General features: G+C 38.0%; 22 protein-coding genes. 8 read left to right on the top strand and 14 right to left on the bottom strand.

Features of this window, described 5'->3' with window-relative positions; genetic code table 11:
- From HMPREF9009_RS16185 to HMPREF9009_RS16120, 13 genes are all read right to left on the bottom strand, one after another.
- A complete protein-coding gene (locus HMPREF9009_RS16185; RefSeq protein WP_049702714.1) occupies positions 1-1,122 on the bottom strand; it encodes a glycosyltransferase family 4 protein in 1,122 nt (373 codons plus the stop codon).
- Between the two features lie 76 nt (positions 1,123-1,198).
- Positions 1,199-2,119 (bottom strand): glycosyltransferase family 2 protein, encoded by a 921-nt coding sequence (locus HMPREF9009_RS16180; protein ID WP_049702713.1) that lies wholly within the window; start codon positions 2,117-2,119, stop codon positions 1,199-1,201.
- Positions 2,109-3,236 carry an O-antigen ligase family protein gene (locus tag HMPREF9009_RS16175; protein ID WP_157446484.1) on the bottom strand — a complete coding sequence of 376 codons (1,128 nt, stop codon included), beginning with the start codon at positions 3,234-3,236 and terminating at the stop codon, positions 2,109-2,111. Before HMPREF9009_RS16175 ends, HMPREF9009_RS16180 begins: the two co-directional genes overlap by 11 nt.
- A gap of 540 nt (positions 3,237-3,776) precedes the next feature.
- On the bottom strand, positions 3,777-4,472 hold the full coding sequence (locus HMPREF9009_RS16165; RefSeq protein ID WP_049702710.1) for an acyltransferase family protein: 696 nt from the start codon (positions 4,470-4,472) through the stop codon (positions 3,777-3,779).
- Positions 4,469-5,965: a lipopolysaccharide biosynthesis protein gene (locus tag HMPREF9009_RS16160; protein ID WP_049702709.1), complete on the bottom strand. Its 1,497-nt coding sequence runs from the start codon at positions 5,963-5,965 to the stop codon at positions 4,469-4,471. Before HMPREF9009_RS16160 ends, HMPREF9009_RS16165 begins: the two co-directional genes overlap by 4 nt.
- Positions 5,958-7,151 (bottom strand): Coenzyme F420 hydrogenase/dehydrogenase, beta subunit C-terminal domain, encoded by a 1,194-nt coding sequence (locus HMPREF9009_RS16155; protein ID WP_049702708.1) that lies wholly within the window; start codon positions 7,149-7,151, stop codon positions 5,958-5,960. The genes HMPREF9009_RS16160 and HMPREF9009_RS16155 overlap by 8 nt, the downstream gene beginning before the upstream one ends.
- Before the next feature lie 15 nt (positions 7,152-7,166).
- Positions 7,167-8,384: a polysaccharide pyruvyl transferase family protein gene (locus tag HMPREF9009_RS16150; RefSeq protein WP_198154754.1), complete on the bottom strand. Its 1,218-nt coding sequence runs from the start codon at positions 8,382-8,384 to the stop codon at positions 7,167-7,169.
- Positions 8,385-8,394: 10 nt separating this feature from the next.
- Positions 8,395-9,513 carry a dTDP-glucose 4,6-dehydratase gene (locus HMPREF9009_RS16145; protein ID WP_157446483.1) on the bottom strand — a complete coding sequence of 373 codons (1,119 nt, stop codon included), beginning with the start codon at positions 9,511-9,513 and terminating at the stop codon, positions 8,395-8,397.
- A gap of 7 nt (positions 9,514-9,520) precedes the next feature.
- Positions 9,521-10,387 (bottom strand): dTDP-4-dehydrorhamnose reductase, encoded by an 867-nt coding sequence (rfbD, locus tag HMPREF9009_RS16140; RefSeq protein WP_049702705.1) that lies wholly within the window; start codon positions 10,385-10,387, stop codon positions 9,521-9,523.
- Between the two features lie 5 nt (positions 10,388-10,392).
- On the bottom strand, positions 10,393-10,962 hold the full coding sequence (gene rfbC, locus HMPREF9009_RS16135) for a dTDP-4-dehydrorhamnose 3,5-epimerase (RefSeq protein ID WP_049702704.1): 570 nt from the start codon (positions 10,960-10,962) through the stop codon (positions 10,393-10,395).
- A gap of 49 nt (positions 10,963-11,011) precedes the next feature.
- Positions 11,012-11,899, bottom strand: a complete 888-nt coding sequence (gene rfbA, locus HMPREF9009_RS16130; protein WP_049702703.1) for a glucose-1-phosphate thymidylyltransferase RfbA — start codon at positions 11,897-11,899, stop codon at positions 11,012-11,014.
- Positions 11,900-11,971: 72 nt separating this feature from the next.
- Positions 11,972-12,538, bottom strand: coding sequence for a UpxY family transcription antiterminator (locus tag HMPREF9009_RS16125; RefSeq protein ID WP_049702702.1), 567 nt, complete (start codon positions 12,536-12,538; stop codon positions 11,972-11,974).
- Between the two features lie 357 nt (positions 12,539-12,895).
- Positions 12,896-13,846: a tyrosine-type DNA invertase cluster 3b gene (locus tag HMPREF9009_RS16120; RefSeq protein WP_049702701.1), complete on the bottom strand. Its 951-nt coding sequence runs from the start codon at positions 13,844-13,846 to the stop codon at positions 12,896-12,898.
- A 128-nt stretch (positions 13,847-13,974) separates the two neighbouring features.
- On the opposite strand from HMPREF9009_RS16120, the gene HMPREF9009_RS16115 reads away from it, so the two are divergent.
- The 8 genes from HMPREF9009_RS16115 (at position 13,975) to glyA (ending at position 20,122) form a co-directional block, all read left to right on the top strand.
- Positions 13,975-14,385: a DUF4119 family protein gene (locus tag HMPREF9009_RS16115; RefSeq protein WP_049702700.1), complete on the top strand. Its 411-nt coding sequence runs from the start codon at positions 13,975-13,977 to the stop codon at positions 14,383-14,385.
- Between the two features lie 228 nt (positions 14,386-14,613).
- Positions 14,614-14,958 carry an SH3 beta-barrel fold-containing protein gene (locus HMPREF9009_RS16110; RefSeq protein WP_009039539.1) on the top strand — a complete coding sequence of 115 codons (345 nt, stop codon included), beginning with the start codon at positions 14,614-14,616 and terminating at the stop codon, positions 14,956-14,958.
- Between the two features lie 23 nt (positions 14,959-14,981).
- Positions 14,982-15,761: a DUF4373 domain-containing protein gene (locus HMPREF9009_RS16105; RefSeq protein ID WP_008022568.1), complete on the top strand. Its 780-nt coding sequence runs from the start codon at positions 14,982-14,984 to the stop codon at positions 15,759-15,761.
- Between the two features lie 112 nt (positions 15,762-15,873).
- A complete protein-coding gene (gene pyrB, locus HMPREF9009_RS16100; protein ID WP_009039538.1) occupies positions 15,874-16,815 on the top strand; it encodes an aspartate carbamoyltransferase in 942 nt (313 codons plus the stop codon).
- Positions 16,812-17,273, top strand: coding sequence for an aspartate carbamoyltransferase regulatory subunit (gene pyrI / locus HMPREF9009_RS16095; RefSeq protein ID WP_004303448.1), 462 nt, complete (start codon positions 16,812-16,814; stop codon positions 17,271-17,273). The genes pyrB and pyrI overlap by 4 nt, the downstream gene beginning before the upstream one ends.
- A 107-nt stretch (positions 17,274-17,380) precedes the next feature.
- Positions 17,381-17,950 (top strand): flavin reductase family protein, encoded by a 570-nt coding sequence (locus HMPREF9009_RS16090; RefSeq protein WP_004303449.1) that lies wholly within the window; start codon positions 17,381-17,383, stop codon positions 17,948-17,950.
- A gap of 16 nt (positions 17,951-17,966) precedes the next feature.
- The gene (locus HMPREF9009_RS16085) at positions 17,967-18,707 is read left to right on the top strand and encodes a porin family protein (RefSeq protein ID WP_049702699.1); all 741 of its coding nucleotides are present in this window, start codon (positions 17,967-17,969) and stop codon (positions 18,705-18,707) included.
- 134 nt (positions 18,708-18,841) lie between these two features.
- Entirely contained in the window at positions 18,842-20,122 is a 1,281-nt protein-coding gene (glyA, locus tag HMPREF9009_RS16080) for a serine hydroxymethyltransferase (protein ID WP_004303451.1), read from the top strand.
- Between the two features lie 337 nt (positions 20,123-20,459).
- On the opposite strand, the gene HMPREF9009_RS16075 is transcribed toward glyA, so the two are convergent.
- Positions 20,460-22,127 (bottom strand): formate--tetrahydrofolate ligase, encoded by a 1,668-nt coding sequence (locus tag HMPREF9009_RS16075; RefSeq protein WP_004315284.1) that lies wholly within the window; start codon positions 22,125-22,127, stop codon positions 20,460-20,462.
- Between the last annotated feature and the right edge of the window lie 145 nt (positions 22,128-22,272).

Genomic DNA, 22,272 nt, shown 5'->3' with positions numbered 1-22,272 from the left:
CTATCTACATAATACTTCATCAAACATTTCTATATATTGAGAGGCTATTTTTTCTGCCGAATAATACCGTTCTGTATGCTCTGCCATTGAAGCCTTCAACTTACTATAATCACATGTATACGTATCTATAGCAGAAGCCATTACACGAACTAAATCGTTTACGTTTCCTGGTTCAAAAAGATATCCATTTACATTTTCAAGAATCTCATCCGAAAAACCTGGCAAATTCGAAGCTATAATCGGAAGATTATAATTAAAAGAAATCTTTGTAGGACCGCTTTGAGACACCACTCTATAAGGTTGAACAAAATAGTCAGCGGAAGCAAATAGATTAGCTATTTCAGAATTATCTATTGACCGAATATCTATATCAAAAAGCTCTGGATATTTTATTTTTGTCTGATAAAAACTCCAATCTTTACACATACCATTAATCGATACCCTAAAGTTTCGATATCCTTTATCATAAAGTACACATGCAGCATCTATTAACAAATCAATATTTTTAGCATAATTAATTGTACCAAATGAAAGGAATCGAATAATACCATCTTTAGGTTTCACAATAGTAGGAATACCAAAGTCTTTTAAAGCTAAAGGAATCTTAAATATCTTCGAATTAGGAAAATGTTTTTGAAAAAGCCCTGCTTGTGATTTAGAAAACATATTGACATATTTTACTCGCGAATAAACCAATCTGCGCAGTACATTTAATAATTTCTTATGCCCCATGCCTATATGAGCTTCTCCCTGATGTGCTGTTTGAATATAATGTCTCTTGGGTAATAAATAAAACATAGGCAATTCCCATGGTGAATAGATACTATAATTCATATAGATAATATCAGGAGCTTGCCTCTTTATAGCTTTGCCAATACGTATATTTATTAGAACATTCTTTGGATTACGCATTTTATAATTAAACCTAAAAAATTCAATTGTTAGATTTGTATTTTCTTTCTTTATTTGCTCAAAGTCCGACTCTTTAAACCTATTATTTCTACTAAACAGTACAATCCAATGAATATCATAATGCTTTAAGATTTCATGCATATTAAAATAATTCAAATCGCAATCAATGAAGCAATCTGGAGTAATCCAGCATATTTTTTTCTTATTCATATAAAACAGGGGATAGGTAAGTACTTACTATACAAAAAATTATTTTGCAATATTTATCGGCATAAATCACTCATACTTATTTAAATGCTTCAGAAAGAGCATAAACAAATGCCTTAAAAGAGATATTATATTTACAACGCCTAAACACCCATATAAATACTAATAGTTTAGAATTCTTAAGCGCATTTGACAAGTTATGTCCCAGTTTTTTTTGGAAATAGACATCAAGCTTTCTTACTAACTCTCTATAATATAAAATATCTTCTTGATTATTGGGAACTTGACACAAGAATTTCTTATACCATTCATATTCCTTTAGAATTGCTTCTAGCTTCAGCTCTACATTCCCCGTAGAACTGATTGTATACGGATTACGCCTATATTGAAATACAATACTTTGTGTATTAGCTACTCCATTCTTTGAAGCACCTATAAAAGCGGAAATATCATCAGCTCCCCAAGCTAAAGGTAGAAAATAGAACCCTCCCTGTTTGCGAAGCCATGCTGCCTCAAAGCAGAAATCCCCTATAAACTGTTGATTATAAACATGCCATCTATGCCAAATGAGCGAAATGACAGATTCATATTCACATCTATGAACTGTTTTTTGATAGGCTGTAGAATTCTCATCAATGATCTCCGTCCAACCATGAAGCAGTCCGATACCTGGATATTTTGCTATTAACCTGACATACTCTTCCAAACAATTAGGAAGGAACTTATCATCATCTCCCATACATATAGCATAATCCCCAGTGGCATAACCAAGACAAATATTCCAATTATCTACCACATTAGTTGCTCCACAGTTCTTTTCATTCCGATAATACTTGATGCGAGGGTCGGAATATAACGATACAATGGAATATAGATCTTCCGGTGACGCATCATCAACGATGATGAGTTCGAAACATTCATAAGTTTGTCGCAGTATGCTGTCTATGCATTCCTGCAAATATGCTTTTTTATATGCGGGGATTAGAATACTAAACTTCATAAGTCATACTCTTTTCTTTTAAAATTCTTAAGCATCCACCTATTAATAACAATGTAGGAAATACACTATTTAATTCTCCTGTCATATTTGAGAATGTTAAATACACAATCAACAATGAGAAGTATAAAGAATACGCATATTTATCATATCTTCTCAATTTAAAAGCCCAGAACAACAATGTTCCATAAAAGACACACCAGAACAATACACCGACTATTCCTCTCTCTAGAAGTAAATTCATCAACACACTTTCCAGCCCGAGTAGATCTTTATCAATCAATGTTTTAATACCCTCTTCTCCAAAACCTAAATCAATAGAAAAAAAATCTTTTCCTCTACCAAATAATAGATGATCTTTTATATGATAAAGAACTGCGGTAAACTGAACGATACGCATTCCAATACTACTACCTCCTACTTCATTACCGTATGCAATAGTAGATGTATCAAAGGCTTTGACAAAAAGACTAGTATATTTATCAATATTAGGAATAAATGGAAGCGAAAGGAATATAACGATTACAACTACCAAAGCTTTCCCTAACCATTTTTTTAAAGAAAAAGCATTATAAACAAATAATAGCAATCCTACGATATAGCATAAAACAACGGTTCTACAACCACATAATACAATACCAAATAAACAACAAAATTGAGCTATATAGAATTGCTTCTTTAATATGATTTTATTCAAATATCCATATAAAAAGAATAAAGACATTAAGATACATATATACCCATAATTAAATGGATTTTGAAACATTGCCTGTACCCTAAAACGATCAGCTTCCACAAATTTTCTACCTAAATCACCCAAAGTCCCCCCCTCTATACCTTGGTAATTTATATCAATCCATATAGCATATTTTGTAATTAGATTAATAATACCAAAAACGGTAAGAATGAGTAACGCAACATAAGCTACTCTAAAAGACGGTTTGAATTGCCTGGGACTGGAAATGGCAATAAATGCATAACAGATAACAAAATATTTTGCCAGTAATTCAACGATTATTAATCTCAAAATCTGAACAAAACTTTGATAATGAGCACTATTAAAAGCTAGCACAAATGTAGCCAGTATCATCATCAATACCAATGGGAATACTTTCTTCATCTTTAATAGTTTTATTCGTCTTTTGATACGAGGTAATTCTGAACCAATAAAGCACATTGACAAAAAGAACTTGGCACCACCAAAAGGAATAAATCTAATTATTGCAGCATCTAAACAAATTACAGAGAAGAAGAATATAGCAATCTTATATTCAAGCTTCAACTTGAACATTAATATGCCTAAGGACAGGACAAATAATTGAATAAATATCAACATTATGATTTAGTAACCTTCGTAAATAATAATGGCACAATTGTACCTATAATAAGATAGAGAATAAACCATCCCGTCCGCGAGTATTCCTCAATTACAGGGAACTCAGCTAATCGTTTAATGGGGAGATGATAATAAAATATAATGAATAAACTTACGAGCTTAAATGACAGAAAATGCCAAGTTAAAATTGTCAATGTATTATTGCCTATGTAAATCATGCATTGACTGAATATATTTTTTCTTGAGTTTATAGTCCCACTTAAATAAAACACAGCTAATAATCCAGCAATTGCCGAAATATAATAAGGTATCACTTGCCAACTATCAAATTTCAGAAGTGTTGCTTGCCAAAAGCTTTCTCCCAATGTAACCACAACGATTCCTATTAGGAAAATCCAATAACTCTGATGAATACAAAAACCACCTTTTTGGTAATAATATCCGGAAATAAAAAATAGTGCAGCAAAAAGTTCTCTTCCACCAATGCCTAAATAGGGTATATGAAGATGAAATACTGATGTAAGAATAGTAATACATAGCAACGCTACCCCCCCCATTTAACATTTTAACATTACGAATAATAAAGAAAGCAATCAATGATCCCCAAAACAAAGACTTGAGAAACCAATAGCCACCAAGAAGTTGTTCTGTGTCAGACATCCTTGTAACAATAGACACTGCTTTTTTAAGCATCTCTTGCCAAGTGTAAAGATGTTGTACAATTCCTCGAAATCCAAATTCGTCATTGTAAATGTTGAGATAGAAAAATAAATTATGCAAGACGAGAAATATCAAGCCCCATTTCACAAATGGTTTATATAACCCTTTGAACCTCTTTATGACAAAATCAGAAGGTATTTCCAGATATTTATCTTTAAAACAATATCCGGCAAAGAAAAAGAATAGTGGCATATGAAACATATTTATCCAATAGTTACCGTATTCCGAAAAACGCGTATGGGCTAAAACCATCAAAATAATGGCTATCCCTTTAGCTATTGAAACAGAATTGTCTTTCATTTCTTTAATTTCAGTATTGAGTATAGCATTTTTTTATCTTCTTTATTTAAAAAACTAAAGCAAACAATACTGTATATGATTGTAAAAAGGATGCCTTTTAGAAAAAAGGAAGAAACAATCTTTCCATCTAAGTTAATGAGGAGGTCAATCAGTACAGTCGCACCAACACCTATCATGACAAATGGGAAAAATGAATACAGAAATACTCTACCTGATTGAATGTTCATTTTCTTAGGCCAATAATATAGATAGTAAAATGACAATTGAACAATTATATAAATAGCAAATGCTATCACAACACCTCCTATCTCAAAATATGGTATCAAGAACCAAGCTACTATCAAACCGATAATGGAAGATATGGATGTATTGTAGGTTATCGCTCTGATATCTGAACCTGATAATATTAAACTTGAAATAGCTTGATTATGTACCCCCAATGTGCAAAGTAGCCAAATATTAAACCATGGAATTAAATATAAGAAGCTTTCTCCGACATACATAGTTATCACTTCACTCCCCACTGTCATCATGCCAAATGTGCAAAAACAAAGCACAATCGAAATATACTTTGTTCCATCATAGGCTACTTTATAGTAGGCTTCAGCATTCCCTTGAGCAACTATTTTTGAAGTAGAAGGCAATAACACTCCCATAAAGATTCCCCCAAACATCGAAACTATTCCTATAATTCCATTTAGTACACGATAGTCTGCCACCGAATCCAAACTTCCTTGCATTCCCAAAAAGACAGGACGTAGATTGTAAAATGAGAATTGAAAAATACTAAATGAGAATATATTTAAGCAATAGGGTAATATTTCTTTGAATGTTTCTTTATCAAATTTAGGTATGAAAGAGATAGTCGGTATCTCTTTTAATATCTTATTGACAGACAGGGGCAATATGGCAAACATCGAAAAGGTGGTAAGTGCGAAATACCAGAAGATATTCAATTTTGCATATATTGTTATAAACAGAACAATCACCTGCAAAACCTTGGGTAGCAAAGTCCTTTTCTGTATCCATGCTACATTCTCTGTTGCCTTTATCAGTTGATCAAAACAAGAAGAATACCAACTAATTATCGCACTGATAATCAATACATAAAAGAGAGTCTTTAAGATCTCATCCTGATCAGCATTGAGATGAAATATTTCTTTCGAAAATAAAGATATACCCAGCAATATGACTCCATTAAAAATACCAATAATTCCATAAAAGGCTAAACTCGTTTGAAAAAGTTTACTCGCCTTCTGAAAATTTTTCTTAACCAACCATACTGAAAAGAATCTAATATTGGTTGAGTTGAATCCCATGTCCATCAGTTGCATATAAACATTGACAGACATAGCTAGCCCAATGATTCCATATTCTGTTTTCCCGAAGTAATGAATCAGTATAGGAACAGATATAAATCCATAAACTGAATTTACTAGATTTACAATCAAGCTCCATAATACTCCACTGGTAATCTTACTCGCGCTACCCATGCTTCCTTAACTTCCTAAATCTTTTTATGGTTCCCACGAGTTCCCGTACAGCCTTTATTTTATTAGCCTTCATTGCCGCATGCAAATAACCTAATCCGGTATAACTTAGCAAACCTTGTGTCATAAATTGAACAGCCATGATTCTCCAGCCTACCAAATGTCGTCTATCAAACTGATATTTTTGAATATCATTTACTTTTTGGATATCTAAAGGCTCTATATCAATATAGCCCAATCGTTTTGCTTCCGCAAACAATTGCCGTCCTTTATCTGTGCGTACAAAACAAAAGTTTTTTCCATCTCCTTCTGTAAAATCCGGATAACCATCTTTGGTGTTCCATGAATCTCCCGAAGATATATCGGCTAACATACCTATGCCATCAGGGCAGATTTTACATCTGAAACCTAATTCTCTTCCCAATATTTTTCCCCAACTGTCGTTATATGTCATTCGGTCAGATTCTCCATTTGTATAAGTAGCTTTGAAATATCCCGGCCAGCCATCTCCGCGATAGCGCAATGATAAAGGCTCTTCATCTCTATGGAACGTAGAAAGTGCTTTCCTGGTCGCATGATAACTGGGCATACCGGCACAAAAAATGGCTAAATAGTAAGCTATCTTTTGCTTATATTCAGGATGGATTTTAGTGAAATTTTGCATAGCGGCTATATCACAAGGTTTTCCAATAAACGCATAAGTTTTTTCGGCTTCCAGCAATTCGATAATATTGTTAAATATTGCTGCTGGAGCATATCTGGATGCGTTTCTAGACAGTATATCTTCTTTTGTTGTACTCGCATATAGCCTGTTGTACAAGTAAGTTCCCTCCTCTACGCCAACATGAAGCACTGCGTCCACTTTCTTTGTTTCTAACAAATAAATGGCTAGTGCAGATGTTACACCTCCTGAAGATGATGATTTTCTTATTTCAGAATCTGATGCCCAAGCATTTGCTACGATCTTAACAGTTCCCCAAATGGATTGATTAGTAACTTGTGAATGAACAACGATACCTGGACATATTTTCGTAATAACTTTATGGTCTATTCGATGCTGATCTCTGAATATAGGTTCGTAAAAGCCTTCTTGATTGATTACCATCTTACAATTTTCCTTATCTAGTGCTTCACATAAACCACATCCAAGACATAAGCTATTCTTTATAATATCATGTACTGTATTCATTCCTTTTTTAACCTTTCATTTACGTATCTCAAAAAAAATTGTTAAGTCATTCATTAACATATTCTTTTTTTCAGACACGATATGATTCATTCTATCATCTATAAGTTCTTTCAATTGTAATCTCGAATGAAAAGATTCTCTTATAGTACTTATAATTTCTGCATGGTCTGATTCTCTCATATCACAAATATATGGATAATCCAAGGTGTCAATAAACAGCCCATTAAACTTTCTGCTGTAAGCCATTGGAACCACTGGAACTCCAGATGAGAAAGCTCCGATTGTGGCATGCATCCGGGCACCGACAAAGAAATCCATTCCGGCAATATAAGACTTAATTTCTACAGGACCAAGAGCTAAAGGAGCAAGTTTCAGCTTAGAATTATTATATTGTCTCCATAAGTCGTAGCTGACTCCATAATCATTTTCAATAGTTCTTTCTGCTCCGACAACGTGAGGTATTAAATGTACTTGCACATTCTCAATTCCTAAAAAATAATCAATAATTTCAGTAACCAAGTTTATATAATTACATTTTAACTCGAACTGGTTATTACGAGTATATCCGCCATGCCAAAGCAATGCGGAAATATTGATTCCAACATGTATAAAAGATGTATCTTGCTCTATCTTGTGGTATGGCAGGAAAAATGCTACATCGATGTATTCTTTAACAGACTTCAGAGAAGGTATCTTACCAACCACATAATCATAACTTTGTTTGTCACGCGCCATACAGTATAAAGCATTTGAGATACTTTTTATAGCACGATGCTCCACCTTATAATTTTTAAATGGTCCTATCGTTTGAGGTAATATACAATAAGGTATATGCAAAAAATGGGCAATTCGATGTATTCGGTCAATGCTATTGAATCGCGTAAATCCGTAAATATCACTAAATGAATCGCCTTGACCAATATCCAAAATATAATCGGCTTTGAAAAAAATATTTAAATCACTACCTTTGACTATATTTTTAATAATTGTTCCTATCGTATTCTTTAAAGATATGCCGATGGGATATCTACAATCTTTAAACTCTATTTTATGATCACCTATTAATATCTCATGTGTTTTTCGATCATCATATTGACTATCTGACAAATATAATTCGTAAGATAGTCCGGCTTTCTTCATGATTTCATCAATCATACAGGCTATAGTAATAGTTAATGCTACACATCCTCTATTCCCATTTTTAATTGGAGCATTTCCCAAGATTATTTTCATAGATATAATATCATTTATTATACATCTCTTCATAATACTTTTCGTATTCTCCAGATGTTATATTATCCATCCATTCCTGATTATCCAAGTACCATCTCACTGTCTCTTCTATTCCTTCTTCGAACTGTAAGCTAGGTTCCCAACCCAATTCGCTTTTCAGTTTAGTTGAATCTATGGCATAACGCAAATCATGTCCTTTGCGATCGGTCACATAAGTAATCAGATCTAAAGAATATCCTTCCGGATACCCAAGCAACTTATCCACCGTTTTGATTATTACCTTAATTATATCAATGTTTTTCCATTCATTGAAACCTCCAATATTGTAAGTGCTCGAAATCTTACCGTGATGGAAAATAACATCGATAGCTTGTGCATGATCTACTACATACAACCAGTCACGAACATTCTCTCCTTTGCCATATACAGGCAACGGTTTACGATGACGAATGTTATTGATAAATAGCGGAATCAATTTCTCGGGAAACTGATAAGGACCGTAATTATTGGAGCAGTTGGTCACCACAGTGGGCATTCCATAAGTGTCGTGAAATGCACGGACAAAATGATCACTACCGGCCTTCGACGCTGAATAAGGACTATGTGGATTATACTTAGTCGTTTCCTTAAAGAATTCATCACCGTAGACCTCATGCGCCGAGATGTCTGAATCGATTCCTTCGGGATGAGTTAATTCCAATGCACCATAAACTTCATCTGTTGAGATATGGTAGAAGCGTTTTCCACCATAACCTTCCGACAAGGATTCCCAATATATCTTTGCAGCCTGAAGCAAGGTAAGAGTACCCATTACGTTGGTTTGAGCAAAGGTGAACGGATCTTTAATACTTCTGTCCACATGGCTTTCCGCTGCCAGGTGAATAACTCCATCAATATGATACTGCTTGAAGATTTCCAACATTTTATCAAAGTCACAGATATCAGCCTTTACAAAGGTATAATTAGGTTGATTCTCGATATCTTTCAGGTTAGCCAGATTACCGGCATAAGTCAGTTTATCCAGATTGATAATATGATATTCAGGATATTTATTGACGAACAAACGTACAACGTGCGATCCGATGAAGCCTGCTCCACCTGTAATCAGTATATTTCGTGCAAAATTCATGTCTATTTTAATAATCAGATTGTTGTTTCAATTCATGTATACATTTCTGCAGAGAGTCTTTCCAATAAGGAACTGTGATTCCAAAAGTAGATTTTACCTTTGTTTTATCCAGTACAGAGAAATGAGGACGTTTTACCTTACTGGGAAATTCATCACTGTGACAAGGTTGAATATCACACACATTGCCACTCAAGTCACAGATTTCCTTCGCAAAGTCATACCATGAACACACACCTTCATTACTGAAATGGTAGATGCCTTCTTTATAGAGTTGATTCTCCTCAATCACTTGATAGATAACAGCTGCCAAATCTCCGGCATAAGTGGGAGTACCAACCTGATCAAAGACTACTTTCAGGGTATCTTTATCAGATGTGAGCTGTCGCATTGTTTTTACGAAGTTCTTCCCATAAGGGGAATAAAGCCAGGCGGTACGAAAGATAAGATAATGACAGCCGGTTTCCTGTATGCTATGCTCACCAGCCAGCTTCGTTTTACCATACACACCCAAAGGATTAGTTTCCCAATCTTCCCGACAAGGGACATTTCTGTCTCCCTGAAAAACATAATCAGTAGAGACATGTATTAAGGTAGCATCAGTTTCTTTAGCTACAACAGCCAGATTCTCCACTGCTTTATTATTCAATAAATCAGCAGTCGCGAAATCGTCTTCCGCCTTGTCTACATTGGTATAGGCAGCACAATTAACGATGACATGAATTTGGTTGTCATTGACCATTTTACGGATAGAATCACGACTGGTTATATCCAACTCTGCCACATCGGTAAAAATATATTGGTTGGAGCTGGTTGACGATACACGGCGCATCTCATTACCAAGCTGACCGTTAGCTCCTGTCACTAGAATATTCATTGAGCTTAATACAGATTTTCGTTATAATCAAATAGCCAGCTGGCTTCTTCCAGACATTCGTGATGTTGGTCTTTCCCGGAAAGGATTATTTTATCAGCAGGAACCTTCCAGTCGATTTTCAATGCGGGATCATCCCAAGCCAGGGCACCTTCGCATTGGGGAGCATAGAAGTTGTCACATTTATACTGAAAGATAACCTCTTCCGTCAGGACAACAAAGCCATGGGCAAATCCACGCGGAATAAAGAACTGACGGTGGTTTTCTTCAGTCAATTCCACTGCTACATGCTCTCCAAATGTTGGTGAGCCTTTACGGATATCGACAGCCACATCAAGGACAGAGCCTTTAATGACACGTACCAGTTTACTCTGGGCATAAGGTGGTTTCTGAAAATGAAGACCACGTAAAACACCATAACTGGATTTGCTTTCATTATCTTGGACAAAATCTATCTTACGGACCTTTTCTGCAAATTCACGTTGAGAGAAAGATTCGAAAAAGTAACCACGGTCATCTTTAAAAAGGCGGGGTTCAATGATGACAACGCCCTCTATAGCAGTTTTAATTATTTCCACTGTGATTAGTGTTTGTTAGTTATTTAAATTACCGGAAAGGAATATGGCATTATTCCAGTCCCAGTTCATTTATTACTTTTAAAAGGTACTGGCCATATTGGTTCTTTAGCATAGGCTTGGCCAGTTCACGCATTTTATCCGCTGTTATCCAGCCATGACGCAGGGCAATACCTTCAAGACACGCTACTTTCAATCCCTGACGTTTTTCAATCACTTCAATAAAAGTACTAGCTTCGGAAAGAGAATCGTGCGTGCCGGTATCAAGCCAAGCAAAACCACGGCCTAATAATTGAACCTTTAATTGGTGGTCATTGAGAAATTCCTGATTAACAGTAGTGATTTCTAACTCTCCACGGGGAGAAGGTTGTATATGTCTGGCTACATCCACCACTTTATTGGGGTAGAAATAGAGTCCCACTACAGCATAGTTGGATTTTGGACTTTCTGGTTTTTCTTCAATACTCAAAACATTTCCATCCTTGTCAAAGTCAGCAACTCCATAACGTTCGGGATCGGCAACCCAATAACCGAATACGGTTGCTTTCTGCTCTTCCTCGACTGTACGGACAGCCTCCTGCAACATGCGGGTAAAGCTTTGACCATAGAAGATATTATCACCTAATACCAGACAGACGGAATCATTGCCGATGAAGTCTTCACCGATAATAAAGGCTTGTGCCAGACCGTCCGGAGAAGGTTGTTCGGCATATTCAAACCGTACTCCGTAGTCGGAGCCATCACCCAAAAGACGCTTGAAGCCCGGAAGATCATAAGGAGTGGAAATAATCAGGATCTCACGGATTCCAGCCAACATAAGGACTGAAATCGGATAATAAATCATAGGCTTGTCAAAGACAGGAAGCAACTGCTTACTCACTCCTTTGGTGATAGGATACAGACGAGTGCCTGAACCACCAGCTAAAACGATTCCTTTCATAAAAGCTTATTTCAATTTTAGAAAAAAAGTAAACTGTTTTGAGATGGACACAAAGTAGCTTTTATTCTGTTTCTATTTAAATGGTTCCACATATCCAATCGGCATATCTGCACAAGCACACCCCAGCATATTCAACCGGACAGCAATCTTACTTCTGCCATCTATCATGACAAGTTCTCCTACAAGCCCTGTCAAGGGACCTTTAATGACACGCACTTTTTCACCACGTGCCAAAGGAGCACTATTCATACAAATCGCCTCTTCGGAATAGTCGAGCATAAAACGGAAACGAGCCATTTGTTCATCAGGAATGATAGTTGGACTGCTCTCACCGCGCATTACCATATACCGACTAACAGTGGAAAAGGAAAGAACCTCTTTACGTTCTTTGGGATCAGCGTGTACAAAAACCATCATAGGAAGCAATACGGATTCAACCACTTTACGGCGGTCACTCCATTGATGTACTTCTTGCTGGACTGGTACAAAATTTTCAATCCCCATTTTATCTAAACGCTCGGCTACTTTCTTTTCATGATGCATACGGACCAGAGCGACATACCAGCGTTTAGAGTGTGCTACGCCTTCCCCTGTCCCAATACTAGGCCCAGCACTTAAAGTTTCTTTCGTTAGAATCATACTTTTTTACCCCTTACTTTTCCGTTACTTCTTAGGTAACGGATAATTATTCGGTGCAAAGATATGCAAAAATACAAATAGTAAACAAGTAAAATCTTCTTTTTTTTCTGAATTGTTGAAATATGCAACAAAAATATATCAGGACATGATGATTCTGTTTGATCATGCCTGAAATTCCTGTACTCTGTTTCCAAAGATGCTTTTCCCTTCGCGTAGGTTAGAAAAACATCTTTGTAGGCAGTTCCTGTCCATGTTTTTCTGCTTTCATCTGTTTTTCTGTGAATGAGTACCTTATCCGTTACCTAAGAAGTAACGGAAACATTTCGCCCTTGATTTCTAACACTTTATCGTTAACTATCAACCTAAACGATAGTTTCTAATGTAAGATAAATTCCCTTTATTTACCTCTGTACGTTCTTTGAGTTCAAAACCTTTTAAATAGATTTGTGTCGTTTTTATAGATTTATGCCCCAATGATTCACTGATCATTTCAATTGGCACTCCACGATACTTCGCTGTCGTTGCCCAAGAATGGCGCAGTGTATAAGAAGAAACCGGAGATTTTAACCGTAAAACTCTCGCCAAATCCTTCAAACTATTATTAAAATTCCGAAGAGCAGACTGATATTCACGGTATGCTCTTTCATCTTTGCGTTTCTTGTTATTACAAAGTATATCAAATAGATAGTCCGGACAATCGGGAATGGGTTCCTGATTACTCCAGAGTTGATTTATCATTCCCCTGGCGGTATCCAATACTTCGACGCTCATGGGAGTTTTCGTCTTGATTCGATTATAGCGCAACACGCTCTGATCTAAAGCTGATTTTTCCAAATGTGCCAAATCAGCAAATGACATTCCACAAAACTGAAACATCAGGGCGGCAATAATTTGTGTACGACGTAAACGTTCCGATTTGGGATCTTCATACAAAAGCTTATGTAATTCACCAGCAGACAAAGCTTTCTTTTGCCGGACATCCACACCTGTATAGACATCATGAAACAATCGAGGAACATAAGGGGCACTCCCCGCTTCCACTCCCCGATTGTAAATACTACGAAGCATACGCATATACGTAGAAATCGTATTGGGCTTCAAACCACACTCATAAAGATACTGACCATAACGTCGTAAACGTTCCTTGGTAACTTGCTTGAACGACACATTCAATGTACCACAATACCTCCCGAAAGAATAAAGGGCGTTCTTATAAACGTGCGCCGTAGAATAACGCCCTTCCTTTCGTAAACGATTGATGTAGTTCTCACCACATCGACTAAATCCATTTTTATTCATCATTTGCATCACTAGTTATTTTATATATATACTATTTGGCAAGCGACAAAAGAACAAATCTTTTTGCAGGTTCAATTTCACTTTCCAGATATTATTTTCAAATTAACATTCATTAATATTGCAAAAATTAACTAATTATGAGAAGCGAAAAATCTAAAAAAGGAAGTAAAAACAACAAAGCAAAAAGAAATGTTCAAACAGTGGAAAAAGCCCCCAGAAGACAGTCAAAGGAAGAAATCATCAGTGAAGAAGAACTGGAAAACAGAATAGCAATCAGTGGAGATATCCGCCTTTATCTCACCATGCATTTGAGAATCTTTATTGATGGATATTTCCACCATCCTAAGAAAAAAAAGCTGATAAATCTGGCCCAATATATCTATGACCAAAAAGTATTATACATTCACAAGCATGGCGGCTATAAGTTAATGGAACTTAGCAGTATACATGCAGAATTGGCGGCATTGAAAAAGTCTGTCGAAGAAGAATATATGAAAGAGAAAAAGGAAAAAAGAGAACAGGCTGAAAAGCTTAAAAGCAAGTACTAAGAAAAAATAATGGGACAAGTGAAATATAAGACCTACCTTCGCCGCCGTTTTCAACCGGTCGGAAAACAACAAGAATTTCTCTCAAAAAATAGTGACGGTATGCTGTTGTCATAGCGTCACTATAATGAAAGGATAGTAACGCTATGACAACAGCATACCGTCACTATCCGACAGGGGATATTTATGTTTAAATAAAAACTTAATTTTTCAATCAAAAAACAGAAGAAAATGAGACAAAAGATCAAGAAAGGCAAGTTGGAAGCTTGCAAATTAGTATGGAAAAAACGTATTACTGCCGAAAAGGGGATTTCGGATAAATGTGCAGAGAGAATTGTACAGGAGTGCATTAAACTAATAGAACACATGTTGTATGGAAATGCAATGATAGCTTTTCATAAGCAGGATGGTACGTTCTGCCTGGAAAGAGGAACACTGGTAGGATATGAAAAATTCTTTCATAGAGAATTTAATATCACAGCACAACAAGAGTCTATTATCTATTGGAGTGAAGAACAAAAAGGATGGAGAAGATTCATGATCGGAAACCTGATGGAATGGAAAGCTATTGTATAGTTTTTAATAAAAAATACTGAATAATGAATATGATTAATAAAGGGATACCTTACTTCCCGACACCAGCAAACTTTTTTGACGAAGAGGTTATGGAGTTATTAGAAGCAAAATTCGGAGTGTTAGCTTCTTACATGGTCATGAGATTGCTTTGCAAAATCTATAAAGAGGGATATTACATCTCTTGGGGGAAAGAACAAAATCTTATTTTCGTCCGCAAAGTAGGTGGCGGGATCAAAGAGGACATGATGGAAAAGATTGTCGACCTGTTATTGGAAAAAGGATTTTTCCATAAAGAAACCTACGAAAAACACGGTATACTCACTTCGGAACAGATTCAAAGAGTGTGGTTCGAAGCTACGACACGAAGAAAAATAGATTTCTCACAACTACCTTATTTATTAGAGACCAAACAGAGAAAAAGGATACACAAGGATGAGTTGAACAAGGAAAATGCTAACATTTTTCCAACTCAAGAGGAGGTGAGTTCAGAAAATGCAGACATTTCTCGACAAACTAAACTAAAGGAAACTAAACTAAATACTGAAGAAGAAGAAATAAGCGATGCTTCGTTTGAAATTCCGGGGTATGCATACAATCAGGCCACACACAACATGAACGGACTGATAGAAAGCCTGGAACGCCACAAAGTGACTAATTTGAAAGAGAGGCAGACGATTCTCCGGTTATCAGACTATGGTAGGAAAGGCACCCAAGTATGGAAACTACTCTCCAATACGGCCTGGAGCAAAATCGGAGCACCGGGGAAATATATCATTGCAGCACTAGCCAGCGGACGGAAATAAACCGACTGATTAAAAGCTGATAAAAAAGGTACGAAAAATCTGTGCTTTTCACAAATTCTTCGTACCTTTACGCTCCGGTAAAACAAGTTCTATCCACATAAAAGATAACAAAATGGAAAACAGAAGTTTAGTAACCATTGCCGAACATTCTAAAGAAAAAATCCTCTACATGCTCGAAATGGCGAAGCAGTTTGAAATGAACCCCAATCGCCGGTTATTACAAGGAAAGGTAGTAGCAACCCTGTTCTTCGAACCTTCCACCCGTACCCGCTTGAGTTTTGAAACAGCTGCCAACCGTCTCGGTGCACGAGTAATCGGATTCTCTGACCCCAAGGCCACCAGCTCTTCCAAAGGGGAAACACTTAAAGACACGATCATGATGGTGAGTAACTATGCAGATATTATCGTCATGCGACACTATCTCGAAGGAGCTGCACGATATGCCAGCGAAGTAGCCCCGGTGCCCATTGTCAATGCAGGTGACGGAGCTAACCAGCACCCGTCGCAGACGATGCTCGATCTTTACTCTATCTACAAGACGCAAGGAACGCTGGAAAATCTGAATATTTTCCTAGTGGGTGACTTGAAATACGGCCGCACCGTACATTCTTTGCTGATGGCGATGCGACACTTTAATCCGACTTTCCATTTTATCGCTCCTGAAGAATTGAAAATGCCGGAAGAATACAAACTTTACTGCAAAACGCACCAAATAAAATACGTTGAACATACAGACTTTTCCGAAGAGATTATCGCCGACGCCGATATTCTGTATATGACCCGTGTGCAACGCGAACGTTTCACCGACCTGATGGAATATGAACGGGTGAAGAATGTATATATTCTCCGTAACAAAATGTTGGAAAACACACGTCCGAACCTGCGTATCCTGCACCCGCTTCCCCGTGTCAACGAAATTGCTTACGATGTGGATGACAACCCGAAAGCATATTATTTCCAACAGGCACAAAACGGTCTGTATGCCCGCGAAGCAATCCTTTGCGATGTATTAGGTATCACATTAGAGGACGTTAAAAACGATATTTTATTATGAGCGAAAATAAACAAGCATTGCAAGTAGCTGCCCTGAAAAACGGAACAGTGATTGACCATATCCCATCTGAAAAGCTCTTCACCGTAGTGCAACTGCTCGGTGTGGAACAAATGACAAGCAATATCACGATCGGATTCAACCTCGACAGTAAAAAACTAGGCAAAAAAGGGATCATCAAAATTGCAGATAAATTCTTTTGTGACGAAGAGATCAACCGTATTTCGGTAGTAGCACCGCACGTCAAACTGAACATTATCCGCGATTACGAGGTAGTAGAAAAGAAAGAGGTAAAAATGCCGGATGAGCTTCGTGGCATCGTGAAATGTGCCAATCCGAAATGTATTACCAACAATGAACCGATGAGCACCATCTTTCATGTGATAGATAAGGATAATTGCATCGTGAAATGCCATTATTGCGAAAAAGAACAGAAACGAGAAGAAATAACAATCCTCTAACTTCAGCTCACCACAGATTACACGGATTCACACAGATTTTTATTTTATGGAATAATAATATCTATATCTGTGTGAATCTGTGTAATCTGTGGTAAAAAATGACAACTATGAAACAGGACTGGAAACCAGGAACGATGATTTATCCGCTGCCGGCTGTACTAGTCAGTTGCGGAAAAGAGGAAAGCGAATATAATATGTTCACAGTAGCATGGACGGGTACGATTTGCACGAACCCGCCCATGTGTTACATATCCGTACGTCCGGAACGCCATTCATACGATATTATCAAAAAAAATATGGAGTTTGTCATCAACCTGACAACCAAAGACATGGCTTTTGCCACCGACTGGTGCGGAGTTCGTTCGGGACGTGATTATCATAAATTCGAAGAGATGAAACTGACACCCGGACAGTGTACGGTAGTCAGTGCCCCGCTGATTGAAGAATCACCCCTTTGCATTGAATGTCGTGTAAAAGAAATCATCTCTCTTGGTTCACATGATATGTTTATTGCCGACGTGGTAAATGTGCGTGCCGATGAACGGAACCTGAACCCCGAAACCGGAAAGCTGGAACTGGCGGAAGCTAATCCGCTGGTATATGTGCACGGAGGATATTACAATTTGGGAGAGAAAATCGGTAAGTTCGGTTGGAGTGTAGAAAAGAAAAAATCATAAAAGGAACGATACTGTCATGAATATGCTGCGTAAATTCATTTTTTTAGGTTTATTAGTTGCAGCCGGCAGCCCGGTTGTCGGACAGAATTATAACGCAGACAGAGTAGACCGTCCCAACACAAAAAAAATAAATATCGGTATCAAAGCGGGCTTCAACTCTTCCATGTTCATGGTGTCTGAACTGAAAATTAAAGATGTAACTATCGATGAGGTGCAGAATAACTATAAGATTGGTTATTTCGGTGCTCTCTTCATGCGCATCAATATGAAAAAGCATTTCATTCAGCCTGAAGTGTCGTATAATGTAAGCAAATGTGAGATTACTTTCGACAAACTCGGTTCCCAGCATCCTGCCATCGAGCCTGATTACGCTTCGGTGCAATCGGTGTTGCACAGTGTCGATTTTCCCGTTCTATATGGATATAACGTAGTGAAAAAAGGACCTTACGGAATGTCTATCTTCGCAGGTCCCAAGCTTCGCTACCTATGGGGAAAGCACAATGAAATCACTTTTAAGAATTTCGACCAAAAGGGTATTCACGAAAAGTTGTATCCGTTCAATGTCAGCGCAGTGATTGGCGTAGGTGTCAACATCTCACGTATCTTCTTCGATTTCCGCTACGAACAAGGTATAGGAAACATCTCCAAGTCTATCATTTATGACAATATCAACTCCGACGGCAGTACGGGTGTGAGCAACATTATTTTCCGTCGCCGTGACAGCGCGTTAAGTTTTTCACTGGGATTCATTCTTTAAGAATAAAATATCATTAAATCCCGCTTTTTACTAACATTTTTCTTACTGTTCCTTCATTCTTTATTTATTTTCATTAACTTTGTGCGCTTAAAATAGGTATCTCGAATTAGAAATTTAATCTTACTTATAAAAGAATGAAAAGAGACGACATCATTTTCGACATCATCGAAAAAGAGCATCAACGTCAGTTGAAAGGAATCGAGCTGATTGCATCAGAAAACTTTGTGAGTGACCAGGTAATGCAGGCAATGGGTTCTTGCCTGACTAACAAGTACGCAGAAGGTTATCCCGGCAAACGTTACTACGGAGGTTGCGAAGTAGTAGACCAAAGCGAACAAATCGCTATCGACCGCCTGAAAGAAATTTTCGGCGCTGAATGGGCAAATGTACAGCCACACTCGGGAGCACAAGCTAATGCTGCTGTTTTCCTTGCTGTTCTGAATCCGGGCGACAAATTCATGGGATTAAATCTGGCACACGGCGGACACCTGTCTCACGGTTCATTAGTGAACACTTCCGGTATCATCTATACTCCTTGCGAATATAACTTGAATCAGGAAACAGGACGCGTTGATTACGACCAGATGGAAGAAGTCGCTCTTCGTGAGAAACCAAAAATGATTATCGGTGGTGGTTCTGCATACTCTCGTGAATGGGATTACAAACGTATGCGTGAAATCGCTGACAAAGTAGGCGCTATCCTGATGATCGACATGGCTCATCCTGCCGGTCTGATTGCTGCCGGAGTGCTCGAAAATCCGGTTAAATATGCACATATCGTCACTTCTACTACACATAAAACACTTCGCGGACCTCGTGGTGGTGTCATCATGATGGGTAAGGATTTCCCCAATCCATGGGGTAAGAAAACTCCGAAAGGTGAGATCAAGATGATGTCTCAATTACTGGATTCTGCCGTTTTCCCGGGTATCCAAGGCGGACCGTTGGAACATGTAATTGCTGCTAAAGCAGTTGCTTTCGGTGAAATCCTGCAACCTGAATTTAAGGAATATGCTAAACAAGTACAGAAGAATGCTGCCGTACTTGCACAGGCTTTGATCGACCGTGGCTTTACCATCGTTTCCGGTGGTACAGACAACCACTCTATGTTGGTCGACCTGCGTAGCAAATATCCTGATCTGACAGGTAAAGTGGCAGAAAAAGCATTGGTTTCTGCTGATATTACCGTTAACAAGAACATGGTTCCGTTCGACAGCCGTTCGGCTTTCCAGACTTCCGGTATCCGTTTAGGTACTCCTGCTATCACAACTCGTGGTGCAAAAGAAGACTTGATGCTCGAAATTGCAGAAATGATCGAAACTGTATTGTCTAACGTAGAAAATGAGGAAGTTATTGCACAAGTACGTGCACGCGTCAATGAGACAATGAAAAAATATCCTCTTTTCGCTTACTAAAACACAATTTTAAAGCTAGTAATTGTAAACTGTTATTAGCTTAATCCCATTTAAGGTCTGCTCTTTACGAAAGGAGCAGGCCTTTTTTTATTTATTAACGGTCCCGTTCGAACCATCTTTCCGGAATTTCGTTTTTCTTACTATAAAAGAAATATATGATGTCATATATCACCCACAACAAGTACGAATTCAACCGTACAGTGTGCATGAAGAGAAAAGAGAAGCACACTGGACTCTATATACAGTCATCCCCGTCTTTCCACATTCATTTTATAGGGAAAGACGGGGATTTATTTTTACCGGCATAGCGCCAGAACAAGTGTTCTTTAAGTGTATATCAGCTCAATCCTTCTATTTCTCCATCCACAATATCGATATGCAATGCTTGCGGTTCTTTAGGCAATCCCGGCATACGAAGAATTTCTCCGGCAATGGCTACAATCATTTCAGCTCCGTTATTGATTACAATATCTTTAATATGGAACTCGAAGTTGTTCACCGCACCATAAATCTTAGGGTCGGCAGAGAATGAATACTGTGTTTTAGCAATACAAACCGGGTAATGAGTGATGCCCATTTTCTCGATCAGTTTGATACGGTTGCGTGCAATACTGCTGTAAGTAATTACACTGGCTCCGTAAATATTAGTAGCCACCTTTTCAATCTTCTGCTGTATATTATCTTCTTCCTTATATGTATAACGCAAAGGTTCGGACGGATTATTTTCGATTGTATCTACCACCAGGCGGGCCATGTCTACTGCCCCCTCTCCTCCTTCACTGAACGCATTGTTGATAGCAAAACCGACTCCCAACTGTTCGCAATGCTCACGCAGCAATTCCATTTCTTCATCGGTGTCGGACGCAAACTTATTGAAAGCTACAATAACCGTCTGACCGAATGAACGAAGATTACGAACATGTTTGTCCAGATTACGCAATCCTTCTTTCAGTCCTTCCATATTCGGTTCTTTGATACGGTCGAGACTGACACCTCCGTGCATCTTCAATCCTTGTGCCGTAGCGACAATCACCGTGAGACGCGGTTGGAGTCCACTCTTGCGGCACTTGATATTGTAGAACTTCTCTGCACCAAGATCAGCACCGAATCCGGCTTCTGTGATTACATAATCGCCGAAAGACATTGCCAATTTAGTGGCCAGAATAGAGTTACAACCATGCGCAATATTAGCGAACGGACCGCCGTGTACAAAAGCAGCGGTTCCTTCCGTAGTCTGCACCAGATTAGGATGGATGGCATCTTTCAGCAACACAGTGATAGCTCCTGCCACTCCCAGATCTTTTACGGTAAAAGGCTGGTCATCATAAGTGAAGCCCAACAGGATGTTTTCGATACGACGACGCAAATCACTCACATCTTTGGAAAGACAAAGAATCGCCATAATTTCCGAAGCAGGAGTAATATCGAAACCGGACTCTTGGGTAATCCCATTGGATTTAGGTCCGAGACCGACAACGATGCTGCGCAACGAACGGTCGTTCACATCAAGCACTCTCCGCCAAAGGATTTCTTTCAATCCGAAACCTTTTGCCTGGTTCTGATAGAGATAATTGTCGAGCAAAGCCGAAATCATGTTATGAGCAGAGGTGATGGCGTGAAAATCCCCTGTGAAATGAAGGTTAATCTTATCCATCGGAAGCACTTGTGCATATCCTCCACCGGCCGCTCCTCCCTTCATTCCGAAACAAGGACCGAGAGACGGTTCACGAAGAGCGACAATCGCATTCTTTCCAATTTTATTCAGTCCCAAAGCAAGACCGATAGATACGGTAGTTTTGCCAATGCCCGCTTTGGTTGCCGTGATAGCAGTGACCAGGATGAGATTGCTTTTCTTCACTTTCTCTTCATCAATCAGTTGTTCAGGGATCTTTGCGATGTAGCGGCCATAATTCTCCACTTCCTCGCGAGGAATTCCGACACTTTCGGCAACTTGCTTAATCTTCTTCAGCTCAATGCTGCGAGCAATTTCTATGTCTGATTTCATACAGAATATGATTAGTTTTATTTTTGAAAGAACAAAAGTATAACAAAAAAGCGAAATAGAGAAATTTAAAGTTCATCGGATATTTATATATCTATTTATCATAAACACTATAAACTCTTTTCACGCAATAACTGTTGTAAATGAC

The organism is Bacteroides sp. 3_1_13 (assembly GCF_001185845.1).
Classification (GTDB): domain Bacteria; phylum Bacteroidota; class Bacteroidia; order Bacteroidales; family Bacteroidaceae; genus Bacteroides; species Bacteroides xylanisolvens.
This window is presented reverse-complemented; position numbering and strand designations above follow the sequence as displayed.